Source organism: Bacteroides sp. 519 (assembly GCF_010500955.1).
In the GTDB taxonomy this organism is placed as follows: Bacteria; Bacteroidota; Bacteroidia; order Bacteroidales; family Bacteroidaceae; genus Bacteroides.
In genome coordinates this window covers 55720-69913 of sequence record NZ_QVMJ01000004.1, presented here as the reverse complement: position 1 = coordinate 69913, position 14194 = coordinate 55720, and the positions used below count along the sequence as shown (strand labels likewise).

The following is a 14194-nucleotide window of genomic DNA, read 5'->3' as shown; positions in this document are numbered from 1 at the left end:
AATGCATTGAAAAACAGGCCTTTTCCCATTTTCCGCCAACACGACATCATGGACTGTGGTCCTACTTGTTTGCGTATGATTGCTGCATATTATGGTAAATCATATTCACTGGAAGGTATTCGTAAAGAATCCTTTTTAACCCGTGAAGGTGTTTCTTTATTGGGAATCAGCGAAGCTGCCGAAAAGCTAGGCTTTCGAACACTTGGTGTTGAAATAGATTACAAAAACCTCGAAGAAGTCCCTCTACCTTGTATCATCCATTGGAATCAGGAGCATTTTGTTGTAGTTTATAAAATATCTCCTGCAACAGCTAAAAACAAATATGTTTGGGTGGCCGACCCTGCATCCGGAAAAATAAAATATACAAAGAAAGAGTTCTGCTCTAATTGGTTAGGTACAGTAAAAGATGGCGAAGATACTGGGATAGCCTTATTGTTGGAGCCAACCCCAGAATTCTATGCAAAAGAAGACGAAAAAACGAACAAAAAAAGTATTCAATTCCTTTTCTCTTACCTCCGACCCTATAAACAACTCATCCTTCAACTTTTTTTAGGTTTGCTACTGGGAAGCCTATTGCAGCTAATACTCCCCTTCCTTACACAATCGGTTGTAGACTTTGGTATCAGTAACCAAAACCTCAATTTTGTATATCTAGTACTTGCTGCACAACTAATGCTAACTTTTAGCAGTGCAACAGTAGAGTTTATTCGTGGGTGGATTTTATTACACATTGGTGCTCGTATAAACATAGCTCTCATCTCCGACTTCCTGATAAAGTTAATGAAACTACCAATGGGATATTTCGATTCGAAAATGACTGGAGACATTCTGCAACGAATTAATGATCATACACGTATACAAACATTTCTCACTAGCTCAAGCTTAAGCATTCTTTTTTCTTTCTTCAATATTGTGGTCTTTGGAACTGTGCTTCTTATATATAATGGACTGATTTTTCTTATCTTCTTATTTGGAACTATATTATATGTTGGTTATGTATGGCTTTTTATGCAGAAGCGTGCCGAGATAGACCATAAACGTTTTGCGCAGCAGTCGGCCAATCAAAGCAACATAGTACAATTAGTAAGTGGTATGCAAGAAATTAAACTAGCCGCTTGCGAACAACAAAAACGGTGGGAATGGGAACGTATTCAGGCAAAACTATTCAAACTCAGTATTAAAGGATTAGCATTAAGACAATATCAGGATTCGGGATCCATACTAATAAATCAAAGCAAAAACCTGCTGATAACAGCTCTTGTTGCCGGATTGGTTATAAAAGGAGATATGACATTGGGAATGATGTTATCTGTACAATATATTATCGGACAATTGAACAGTCCGGTAGATCAGTTGATTGGATTTGTACGCGACACTCAGGACGCACGCCTCAGCATGAACCGTTTAGGCGAGATAAATGAAAAAGCCAATGAAGAAGATGAAACTAAGGAACTAATACAAGATGTTCCATTGGGCAAACCTATATTTGTACGTAACCTAACTTTTAGATATGATCCATTGAACGAAAATCCGACACTAGATGATATTACTCTTATTATTCCTCCTGGCAAGCAAACTGCTATTGTAGGTATGAGTGGCGGCGGTAAAACAACATTAGTGAAGCTATTGCTAGGATTTTATCCTCCCGAAAAAGGAGAAATACTGTTAGGAAATGTAAATTTGAATAATTACAGCATTCGTCAGTGGCGTAAACGCTGTGGTATAGTGATGCAGGACGGTTTCATATTTTCCGATACTATTGCTGGCAATATTGCTCCAGGGGTAAGTAAGATAGATAAGCATCAATTGAAACATGCTGCCGAAGTTGCCAATATTCATTCTTTTATAAAAGAATTACCATTGGGTTATAACACAAAAATAGGTCAGGAGGGGCATGGACTCAGTCAAGGGCAAAAGCAACGCATCTTGATAGCTCGTGCAGTATACAAAGATCCGACTTTCATCTTTTTCGACGAAGCGACCAATGCCCTTGATGCTAACAATGAACGCATTATAATGAATAATCTGGAAGATTTTTTCAAAGGGAGAACTTCGGTAGTTGTTGCACATCGGTTGAGTACTGTTAAACGTGCCGATCAAATTGTGGCTTTAGAACACGGGCGTATTGCCGAGATTGGTACACACGAGAAATTGGTGGCACAAAAAGGTATATATTATAATCTGGTAAAAAATCAGTTGGAATTATAATGGCAGATCATCTGGAAGATATAGAATTGCGTAGCTCGGAAGTACAGGAAATACTCTCTCGGCCTCCCAGTACACTTGTTCGTTGGGGGATAACTGTATTCTTTATAATTATTCTATTACTTTTTATAGGAGGCTGCTTATTTCGCTATCCCGATGTTGTTCAAGCCGAAATTGTTATTACTACCGAACATCCACCTGTTTGGATGGTAGCTCGTACAACCGGAAAGCTTAAAGAAATTTTTCTGCAAGACAGGCATTCTATAAAAACCGGAGAAGTGATTGCTGCAATGGAAAATCCTGCCTTGACTACTGATATGTTTATATTGAAGGAAAAACTTAAGAATTTCACTTCAACAGATAGTTGTGTGTGTAATATATCTTTCCCAGAAAAGATGGCACTTGGAACAGTACAACCTGCATACAATGCTTTTATGAAAGCATTATCAGCTTATCGTGATTTCCTTAAACTGGATTTATATACTCAAAAAGAAGAAGCTATTTGTAAGGAAATAAAAGAATATCGCGTTTATATTGCTCATCTTCACAAACAAGTTGGTTATAGTGAAGAGGAGATGAAAATTACAGAATCAACTTATAATCGTGAAAAGAAATTGTATCAACAAAATGTAATATCTGATGCTGCTCTTGAAGATGCTCATCGCTCCTACCTTTCATACAAACATACTGCCGAACAGTTGATGCTAACATTGTCATCTGCACGAATTCGGGAAGCTAATTTGGAACAGAATATAATTGAGCTCAAAATGGAACATAGTCGCGAAGCCAATACTTTACTAACCTCTCTTAATAGTGCATTCAATGAACTTGTGGCAACAATTAATAATTGGGAACAGACTTATTTGTTTACAGCTCCAGCCGATGGTATTCTCTCTTATCAACATGTGTGGCAAGAAAATCAGGAAATTGCAATGGGCGAAAAAATCTTTTCAATTGTAGCTGCACAAGCAGGCAAAATCATAGGTAAAGCCATGTTACCAACATCAGGCTTTGGGAAAGTGAAAACAGGGCAACGTGTAAACATTCAACTCACTGGTTATCCATACATGGAATTTGGTTACCTTACCGGAACAATTTTATCAGTATCTATGCTTGCTGATAAAGAAAACTATATTGCAACAATATCTTTACCTCAAAGCTTAACAACTTCATATAATAAAAATCTAACATTCAATGGAGAATTAACTGGTATAGCAGAAATAATGACCGACGAACGTAGTTTTACCAGCCGATTGTTTGCCCCTTTAAAGTATTTATGGGAAAAGCATTTCTAGTTTTTTTTCTTTTTATTTTTGTTATTAAAAACACCATGAAACAACTCCTATTGTGTACCAACACATTTGCCCAAGTAAATATTCGTTGCGCCTACATGGAAAACTACAAACGTTATGCCGATAGCGACAAAATTGATTCAGATGAAATGATACTTGAAATAGGGAAACAGTCGTCCGAATATTATAGTTTATGGAACCGGGGGCGGCAGGCCATTGTTGATAGTCTATCAGCAAAAGGCGCATCCTTAGAAGAAATATACACTGCGCGTGAAAGATTGGGCTATCCTAAAAGTACACAATTTTTCACTATCTATAAGCATTATCCCACAAAAGGCGAACTACTGTATGTTGACAATTTAATAACCAGCCATTATCAGTATACCGAAAAAATGGTGATGCCCGAATGGGAAATATTGATGGAGAAAAAAGAAATAGCAGGATATATGTGCCAAAAGGCAAAAGCAGATTATCTGGGAAGAACATGGATAGCATGGTTTACAACCAGTATTCCGGTGTCTGATGGACCATGGAAACTATGGGGGCTTCCGGGATTGATAATTGAAGCAAACGATAGCAACAACCTTTACTCGTTTAAGTGTATTGAAATAAAAAACATGAAAACACCTTATATTATTAAGGTTCCAAAAAAGAATTATATAAAACTGACGAAGGAAAAGTTTATGGAGGAAGAAAAAGAACTAGCTGAAGACATGCATACCTTTGCCAAGAAAAGAGGAAAATTTGCACCTGTAGCTATTGGCGATGATGGAAAACCAGAAACCCCAGTCAGACGTAAGTACAACCCTATTGAACAATGATAAAAGCCTTTCTCCTTTTTGTGTGTTTGGTAATAAGCCCATTCATTGCTGCACAAACGGTTTATCAGGGAACAGTGGCCGACAAAGCAACTAAGGAACCGCTGGATGTTGTGTCGGTTGCACTGCTACGAGCCGATAGCTTAATGATTGGCTATACCTATACAAACGAAAAAGGAAACTTCGGTGTTTCATCTCCAATAGGAAAAGAAGCCACATATCTGTCTTTTTCATTTATGGGCTATAGAACGTTGATTCTTCCTGTTCAACGATTTAAAAACAATACTACCATCTTTCTTGAAAACGCCCCAGTTCAAATACGCGAGGTAAAGATAACAAGTAACCGTATTAAACAAAGCAATGATACATTAAGCTATTCGGTTAGTGGATTTAAAATGCCACAAGATCGTACCATTGAGGATGTATTGAAGAAAATACCTGGAATAGAAGTGACCGAAAGTGGGGTTATCAAATTTCAAGATAAGCCAATCAACAAATTCTACATTGAGGGTATGGACCTGCTTGAAGGTAAATATACGCTGGCAAGCCGAAACATGTCATTAGGTATGGTTAAAGAAGTACAAGTATTGCAATCGCATCAACCTATTGCTGCTTTACGTGGCAATTCATTCAGTGAGAATGCTGCATTGAATCTGGTTTTAACAGAGGATGCAAAATTTAGATTGATTGGTACTGTATATGCCGGACTAGGATGGAATGGACAAGATAAAGATTTACTTTGGGATAACAGAATATTGGGGATGATATTCGGCAAGAAAATGCAAAACCTTTCTATGTATAAAAACAATAATACAGGAGAAGACATTGCTCAGGAAATAAATCCATTGATTGGTGCCGATCTTTTTAAAGTAAAAAGTGTGCACGAAGAATCAGACTTCTTTGCTTCATCCAATCAAACAGCGCCCGATATAGAACAATCAAGGTATTTGTTTAACAACGCACATCTGTTTACTTTAAACCATTTGTATAAACCCTCTAAGCCTATTGATATCCGGGCACAGGTTAGTGCATTACACAACGAAACAACATTTGATAATCACTCTGCAACAGCTTATTTTTATCCGGACAATACAATAATCGTTAATGAAGAAGAGCATTCTGCCATGCAACACAACAAGATTCAAGGTGAATTGGTGTTTCAGTTGAATGATACTTCTCTGTATGTGCGCAACACATTGAGCGGCACAATTGGGCTAGAAAAGAAATGGTACAACCTGCAAGTAAATAATGAATGGGTGAAACAACAAATAAGGCCCGAAAGAAAAAACTTTCGAAACAGTTTTGAGCTTATACGTAAAGTGTATCAGCATTCGTATTCAATTTACTCGGATAATTCGTACTTTGATTTACCTCAAAGTATGACTGTATCGCCCGGGCTGTATGCCGAACTATTGAATGGAAACGAACCATACACGTCTTTTCATCAGCTTGCCCGGCTGCGTTCGTTCCAGTCACATACTTATTCCTATTTTCAACACAAAGTGGCAGGATTCTATCTGAAGTACAATGTAGGACTGCTTCATTTATATCAAAAAATGAACTCGGGTGTTGAATTAACAGAAAACAACGGCATTCAAACTACAGCCAGCAATGAGTTTCGCAATAATTTGAGTTTCAATCAAACCCAAATCTATTTTGAACCAACCTTCAACTATAAAAACTACAGGTGGGGGATACAATTTCGGCTTCCACTATCTGCTTACTTGACCAAGTTAGAAACTAAAATACCCATAAATGCATCTGTTGGCAACCACAAATTTCTACCGCAACCCTCTTTAAATATCAAATACGACATTAATGCATTCTGGACAATATCGGGACTTTCTTCTTACGCTTATTCGCATACTGATATCCGTCAACTGTATGCAGGCTATTTGTTTACATCGTACCGAAGCACTTCGGCATATCTATCCAAATTAGATATAAAAACATTGTTGTCTAATACATTGCATTTGCGATTCACAAATCCTTTATCGGGATTATTTATTAGCATAAATGGCTTCCATAATATGGATTGGAGTGATGTGATGCATGTTTATCGCAATAACGATATTCTTTCGTGGACCGAAACAGTTCATCATCCTCATAGAAATGTGCATTGGGGTATAGGGAGTAGAATATCGAAAACCCTGTCGTGGTGCAAACTCTATACTGCACTATCAGGAACCTATAGCCGGCGTACTGAAAAACAATTGCTGAATAACAGTATTACTCCGTCTGCCATTCAATACATAAGCCTTTCGCTTGATGTTTCATTGCAGCCAAACAAATATGTAAACTTTCAAACAGAGTCTCGGATGTTGAACATTTATTCAAAACTTGATTATCCAGGATATTCAACCCGAAATACTACTCGTTATTCGCATCAATTAAGTGCAAATATTATCCCCAATAGCAATTGGAGAATAAAATGCGACAATACAATATCGCACAACCCGATGAGTAACAAGCAAATAACTTACTTTGCCGATCTCTCTGTTTCGTATATTTATAAAAAAATAGAGTTGCAATTGTATGGGCGCAATATATTCAATAACAACTCATTAGAACATACCTATCTTAGCAATTTTACCGAAACCTTTGTGCATTATTCGTTGCGTCCCCACGAAATACTAGCAAAGGTTTTAATGAGCTTTGAATTGTGAGCTAACTGGCGAAATGATTCCAGTATTTTGCTGGTAAAGCAATAAAGCGTTATCTTTGTTTAAGCCGAACAAAGATAACGCTTTATTTATGCCTAATTTATATATCATAGCTGGCCCCAATGGTGCAGGAAAAACCACAGCATCATATACTGTGCTACCCGAGATACTGGATTGTCGCGAGTTTGTGAATGCCGATGAAATAGCCCGAGGCCTCTCGCCATTCAATCCTGAGGGTGTTGCTATAGAAGCCGGACGGTTAATGCTTCTGCGTATTGATGAACTTCTGGGCATGGGCGAAGATTTTGCTATTGAAACTACCTTGGCAACACGTTCGTATGTGTCGTTGGTACGCAAGGCACAGACAAAGGGATATACTGTAACATTGGTATATTTTCGTCTTGAGTCGCCCGAACTGGCAGCTCAACGTGTAGCACAACGAGTAGCTTCCGGGGGACATAATATACCACTGGATGTTATAAAACGACGGTACGAAAAAGGAATCTATAATCTATTTGAACTTTATATGGATGTGGTAGATTCGTGGTTTCTTTATGATAATTCTCAGACTCCCACTGAACTTGTGGCAAAAAAAGAAGAAGGCATAATGATACTAAATGAAGAGATATTAAAAACAATGCAACAATGGATAACAAGGAACAAGAAAAATTAGGTGATAAACTACAACGTGGTATAAACCTTGCCTATCGCCGCCTCATTGAGCAAAAGCAACGTGAAGATGGCGAACTGATTTATTCCATAAAAGGAAAAATTGTACATATACGGGCACGAGATATAAAGTTGGAACCACAATCTAAAGAATAACCGTATATGCTACCCAGCGAATGAAAAGACTTTTTTTACTTCTTACTTTAACAGTATTTCTTTGCGAACTCTTTCCCAAAGCATCTCAGGATTCTTCTTTCCGTACCTTGAGCCAGTTAATACAAAACAAAGGCCTGTACATGGAACAGAAAGAAAACAGAATTGCAGAGATACGGAAAATGCTCGAAATCCCCAACATTACGCCTAAGCAACGGTATGATATTAATCTGCAATTATACAACGAATACAAAAAGTTTGTATCCGACTCTGCTATATATTATATGCAACAAAACATAACCATTGCTAAGCAACTTAATAATACAGCATGGTTACAAGAGTCTAACCTCGACTTTGTATCTCTGGCAATTATTGTGGGTATGTATATTGAATCTCTGAATATCCTACAATCTATAAATCCGGAAACCCTTTCTAATGATTTACTCATTAAATATTATAATTGCTACAAAGAGCTTTATACCCATTATTCCAGCAATAATCCTTTTACTCATATATACAAAGAAAACAGTAAAGTATATCGCGATTCGCTGTTGCAAGTCCTCGATAAACAATCAAACCATTATAAAATAGTATATGCCGAAAAGCTTGACGATGAAAACAGATTGAGCGAGGCTAAACAAATATTGCAGGAAATCCTTGATAAAACCGAAGCCGACACACACGAAAAAGCAGTGTTATCGTATGCGTTGGCTAATATTTATAAAAAAGAAGGAAACATCAACCTCCAAAAGAAATACTATACCCAATCCGCCATTTGCGATATTAAAAATGTTATTAAAGAAAACGCATCTATGCATGCGCTGGCTTCTACCCTTTACGAAACCGGAGATGTAGAAGAGGCCTACAATTGTATTAAATCATCCATGGAAGATGCCATGTATTGCAATGCACGGTTAAGAACGTATGAAGTTTCGCAGATATTCCCTATCATTGATTCTGCTTATCAGGAAAATGTAACCAGGCAAAAAACAAAGTTGAAAGTATTGCTGCTGCTTGTAAGTTTGTTGTCGGTGTTTCTCATCATGGCTGTTATCTATGTTTACCGGCAGATGAAGCGGGTAGCACGCATCCGGAAAGAACTTTACCAAACCAACCTGAAACTAAACGAATTGAATAATGATTTACAGGCTACAGTAAACCAGCTCCATACAGTAAACAAAGCACTATCAGATGTTAATACCGAGCTTTCCGAAGCCAACCAGATTAAAGAAGCCTACATCGGGCATTTCCTTGATTTGTGTTCCACTTACATCAATAAACTGGAAAAATACCAGAGCACCCTCAATAAAAAGGCGCGCGAAAAGAAACTGGAAGAACTTTACAAGATACTGAAATCGCGGGATATGATTGATAATGAACTGAAAGAACTTTATGAAAACTTCGACCATATCTTCTTGCACCTTTACCCCAACTTCGTAGACGAATTTAACTCGTTATTACAAGATAACGAAAGATTCCAGTTAAAGCCTAATGAGTTATTGAATGTGGAGCTTCGCATATATGCACTTATCCGGTTGGGTATAACCGACAGTTCGCGCATAGCTAACTTCCTGCACTATTCTGCCAATACCATATACAGTTACCGTACAAGAGTGCGTAATAAAGCTGCGGTACCCCGCGAAGAATTCGAGTTAATGGTAATGAAAATAGGGGCGATAAAGAAAAGCTAAGAAGTATATCATCTATATTTTTGCCATCCCTCTATAATGTTAACCAGCTCAAAACGAGCGTCTTATCTATTTTTGCCATCTATATTCCATCCATGTGAGTTTTCGTTACTCATCCCTACTCTCTACTTTTGCGGATATTAACTTATCTAATTAAACCATGAAAAAAGATCAGAAAGAGAAAAGGGTCTGCTTCAATAACCTCTGGTTGTTGCTGTTCTGCCTGAGCCTGTCGTGTAACTTATTTGCACAAAATCAAAGAAAACTTACGGGAAGTGTTTGGGACGAAAACGGTGAAAGCATCATCGGTGCATCCGTTTCGGTAAAAGGAACCAGTACAGGTACTATTACCGATGTCGATGGTAACTTCTCGGTTGAAGCCGGCGATAATGCAACTATTGTTGTATCCTTTATGGGTTATATACCTCAGGAGATTGCCGTTCGTGGACAATCTGTTTTACGCATAACCTTAAAAGAGAATGCCGAAATGCTGGACGAGGTTGTGGTTGTTGGTTACGGGGTTGTACGTAAGAAAGATCTTACCGGAGCCGTATCCTCTGTAGATTCCAAAAAGATGCAGGATAAACCTGTAGCAAACATAGGCGAAGCTTTGCAGGGAAGAGCATCCGGTGTACAGATTATTAATTCGGGAGCACCGGGAAGTAACGTTTCCATCCGCATTCGTGGTATCAGCACCATTAATAATAGCGAACCTTTATTGGTTATTGATGGTGTGCCAACCGATCTTTCACTGAACGCCCTTAACATGGACGATGTACAAACTGTTGATGTACTGAAAGATGCTTCTGCCACCGCTATTTACGGATCGCGTGGTGCAAATGGTGTGGTATTGATTACTACAAAGAGAGGAAAATCGGGCGATGGAACCGTATCATTTTCTGCCAACTGGGGAATACAGGATGCTACAAGCATGCCCGAAATGTTGAATGCAAGTCAGTTTGCTTCTTTTCATAACGATATGATTGCCAATTATAACGGTAGCGAAACCCTGATGCAAAGGCCGGATTTTGCCGATCCTACCCAGCTGGGTAAAGGTACCGATTGGCTCGACGAGATGTTCCGTACATCGCTTATACAGAATTATTCCGTTTCATATTCGGGCGGCAATGAAAAGAGTAACTATTATGTATCCGGCGGGGTATTGGATCAGGAAGGAATTGTACTGAATACTTCTTACCGCCGTTATACCATTCAATTTAACGGAGAGTCGAATGTAAAATCGTGGTTAAAGTTTGGTAATAATGTAACACTTAGTCATGACGATAAGAAACAAGGCAGCTACAGCATACGCGATGCTATGGCCGCACAACCCACACAAGCTGTTTATAACAATGATGGAAGTTATACCGGTCCAGGTAATCCGGCTTACTGGTACGGTGATATTAAAAATCCGGTAGGTAATGCCCGCGTTAACAGTCAGAATACCAAAGGCTATAACCTGCTGGGGAATATTTATGCCGAGATAAAAATGTTCGATAAGATTACGTTTAAAACATTAGGCGGCATAGACTTTAAATTCTGGGATGGTACCAATTTTAGTCCTAAATACGACTGGAAACCCATTCCGCAACCGGAATCTTACCGCTACGAAGAATCGAACAAGAGTTTTACTTACCTGTGGGACAATACGTTGACCTATATGGATACCTTTAAAGAAAAGCATCATCTGAATGTAATGATAGGTTCCAGTGCGCAGAATAATGTTTATAATAAAATGAACGCCAGTGTGCAGGGTTTCCTAAGCGATAAGAACAACCAGCTTTCCAACGGATTGAACCAACCCACTGTTGGAGGAACCAAAAATGATTGGGCTTTATTATCCATGATGGGCAGGGTAAATTATAACTATGCCGATAAATACCTGTTGACACTTACCGTTCGTCGCGACGGTTCATCCCGGTTCTCGAAACACAACCGATGGGGAACATTTCCATCCGTAGCGGCAGCATGGCGATTGTCGGAAGAGGCTTTCTTTCAGGAAAACAAATGGGTGAACGATGTGAAATTAAGGGCCGGATACGGTGTAACAGGCAATCAATGGGGAATTGATAATTATGCTTACTATACCAAATTAAGAACCGGACAATATGTTTTCAACGGAACACCCGTCTCAACCCTCTATCCGCTGGTAATGCCTAATCCCGATGTAAAGTGGGAAACAGTAAAACAATGGAATGCGGGTATCGACCTTGCGTTATTCAACCAACGTGTAAACGTTTCGCTCGATGGATACATAAAAAATACTACCGATATGCTTGTGCCCATGGCAGTACCTATTACTACCGGATATTCGGATACCAATGTACCCAGCATAAATGCAGGGAAAGTACGCAATCAGGGTTGGGAGTTAACAATCGCCTCGCAAAACCTGACAGGCGAACTGGAATGGAACACCGATCTGAATATTTCTTTCAACAAGAACAAAGTAATCAGCATGAATAATGGTGTGCCCCTCTTTACAGGTGATGATATTAACATGACCAAAGTACGGGTAAATGCCGAAGGAAATCCTATAAACTCTTTCTACGGTTATGTAACCAATGGTATTTTCCAAAATCAGCAGGAAGTAGATAATGCCTCTATACAGGTGCCCGGCGGTACGGCTCCCGGCGATATCCGGTTTATGGATTTGGATAATAACGGAATCATTAACGACAACGACCGTACCTACATCGGTAATCCAACACCCGAATGGTCGTTCTCTATGAACAATAGTTTCAATTACAAAAACTTCGATTTGCAGATATTCCTGCAGGGAGTAGCCGGAAACGATATTTATAATGCCAACCGCATCTGGCAAGAAGGTATGGCTGTACCCCAGAATCAGACAAAGAAAATTCTTGATCGTTGGACGGGCGAAGGCACAAGCAATTCAATGCCACGGGCTGTGTACAGTGACCCCAATAAGAACGCACGCCACTCTAACCGTTTTATAGAAGATGGTTCGTATCTGCGTATTAAAAACCTGACTTTGGGATATACCTTGCCACAATCTTTGGCTTCGAAAGCTTATTTACAGATGGTACGAATTTATATGTCGTGTCAAAATCTGTACACATTCACTAACTATTCCGGGTTCGATCCGGAAGTAGGTGCTAGCGGGGTAGACCTGAGTACTTACCCATTAACCCGCACCATTAGCTTTGGTGTTAATGTTAAATTCTAATTCAAAAAAAGCAAAACCATGAAGAAAATATTCTATGCAAGCTTACTTGCACTGTCGGCATTCACTGTTTCCTGTTCCGACTTTTTAGATAAAGATCCGTACGAAGACCCCAGTGCGGAAGTGCTAAGCGATAAAGAATCGGCCATAGCTTTGGTTAATGGAGCCTATCAGCCGCTTCAACGACCTAAGTTATACAATATGCGTATCTGGACACTGGATATAGTGGCAGGCAACAGCGAAGTAGGAGCCGGAGGTGGTACCGACGGTATTGAAACGGTAGACCTTGCCAACTTTGTTACTGCTACTGACAATGCCTCGGCTCTTGACATTTGGAGGGGACCAAACCCGGGAATCCTTTACTGCAATACTGTATTGGAAAATATCCCTTCCATGGATATTGATGAAAAACTGAAAAGTCGTTGTATCGGCGAAGCTAAATTTCTTCGGGCACACTATTATTTTATTTTGGTACAACTCTTTGGCGATGTACCAATGACAACATCTACACCCAAGCCGGGAGATAACCTGAAGCCTGTTCGCACAGATAGAACAACAATATACAACGAAGTAATTATACCCGATTTGAAAGATGCGATCGATTTGCTTCCTGTACGCGAGGAATATTCAGGTAGTGATATTGGCCGGGCTTCTAAAGGAGCCGCTGCCGGCATGTTGGCCAAAGTCTATCTCACCTTGGGTATGTATGCCGAAAGCCTTGAAATGTGTAACCTGGTAGAGAGTCTTGGCTATACCCTTAACCCGGATTATAGCGATTGTTTTGGTGGAGAAGACAGAAATAAGAATACAGCAGAGTCTTTGTTCGAAGTTCAATATTACGGACTTACCAAAGCCGGTTTCTGGGACGATGAGAATCAGGCCAATTGGTTAAGCACTTACATGGGTCCACGAAACTCGGGATGGGTAGGAGGTGCTTACGGATGGAACCAACCTACACAGGAGTTTGTAAATCAGTATGAAGAGGGAGATTTACGTAAAGATAAAACCATATTGTACGAAGGCTGTCCGCCATTTGATGGAAACACTTATAAATCAAACATGTCTAACACCGGATACAATGTTCGGAAATTCCTGGTTCCATTGTCGGTATCGCCCGATTATAACACTAACTCTGCCAGCATCATCGTGTTGCGTTATGCCGATGTATTGCTTATGAAAGCCGAGGCCTTGAACGAACTCGACCGCACTACTGATGCCGAAGAACCACTCTATCAGGTACGCCGCAGAGCCGGATTGACCAATCGTAACGATGTGGAAGAGCTTACACAAGACGAAATGCGCGAAAAGATCAGACAGGAACGCCGTATGGAACTAGCCTTCGAGGGGCACCGTTGGTTTGATATGATCCGCTGGGAGAACGGGCAGTATGCACTCGACTTTTTGCATAGTATTGGTAAAATCAATGCTTCGTCTAAGCACCTGTTGTTCCCTATCCCTCAAAAAGAGATTGATACAAATCCAAACCTGAAACAAAATACCGGATATTAATACTTAAAACATG

9 protein-coding genes are annotated in these 14194 nt (G+C 39.5%); all 9 read left to right on the top strand.

Going from position 1 to position 14194, the window contains the following annotated elements; genetic code table 11:
- Positions 1–6: 6 nt before the first annotated feature.
- The 9 genes from D0T85_RS05150 (at position 7) to D0T85_RS05110 (ending at position 14181) form a co-directional block, all read left to right on the top strand.
- On the top strand, positions 7–2208 hold the full coding sequence (locus tag D0T85_RS05150) for a peptidase domain-containing ABC transporter (RefSeq protein WP_255495685.1): 2202 nt from the start codon (positions 7–9) through the stop codon (positions 2206–2208).
- Positions 2208–3500: an HlyD family secretion protein gene (locus tag D0T85_RS05145; protein WP_163210917.1), complete on the top strand. Its 1293-nt coding sequence runs from the start codon at positions 2208–2210 to the stop codon at positions 3498–3500. The genes D0T85_RS05150 and D0T85_RS05145 overlap by 1 nt, the downstream gene beginning before the upstream one ends.
- Before the next feature lie 35 nt (positions 3501–3535).
- Complete coding sequence (locus D0T85_RS05140; RefSeq protein WP_239060644.1) at positions 3536–4318, top strand: GLPGLI family protein; 783 nt, start codon at positions 3536–3538, stop codon at positions 4316–4318.
- Positions 4315–6981: a carboxypeptidase-like regulatory domain-containing protein gene (locus tag D0T85_RS05135; RefSeq protein WP_163210913.1), complete on the top strand. Its 2667-nt coding sequence runs from the start codon at positions 4315–4317 to the stop codon at positions 6979–6981. The genes D0T85_RS05140 and D0T85_RS05135 overlap by 4 nt, the downstream gene beginning before the upstream one ends.
- A gap of 88 nt (positions 6982–7069) precedes the next feature.
- Positions 7070–7651 (top strand): zeta toxin family protein, encoded by a 582-nt coding sequence (locus D0T85_RS05130; protein WP_163210911.1) that lies wholly within the window; start codon positions 7070–7072, stop codon positions 7649–7651.
- Positions 7624–7803: a hypothetical protein gene (locus D0T85_RS05125; protein WP_163210909.1), complete on the top strand. Its 180-nt coding sequence runs from the start codon at positions 7624–7626 to the stop codon at positions 7801–7803. Before D0T85_RS05130 ends, D0T85_RS05125 begins: the two co-directional genes overlap by 28 nt.
- A gap of 20 nt (positions 7804–7823) precedes the next feature.
- Positions 7824–9491, top strand: a complete 1668-nt coding sequence (locus tag D0T85_RS05120; protein WP_163210907.1) for a DUF6377 domain-containing protein — start codon at positions 7824–7826, stop codon at positions 9489–9491.
- Between the two features lie 157 nt (positions 9492–9648).
- Positions 9649–12675, top strand: a complete 3027-nt coding sequence (locus D0T85_RS05115) for a TonB-dependent receptor (RefSeq protein ID WP_163210905.1) — start codon at positions 9649–9651, stop codon at positions 12673–12675.
- 18 nt (positions 12676–12693) lie between these two features.
- Positions 12694–14181: a RagB/SusD family nutrient uptake outer membrane protein gene (locus D0T85_RS05110; RefSeq protein WP_163210903.1), complete on the top strand. Its 1488-nt coding sequence runs from the start codon at positions 12694–12696 to the stop codon at positions 14179–14181.
- The last annotated feature ends 13 nt before the right edge of the window (positions 14182–14194 follow it).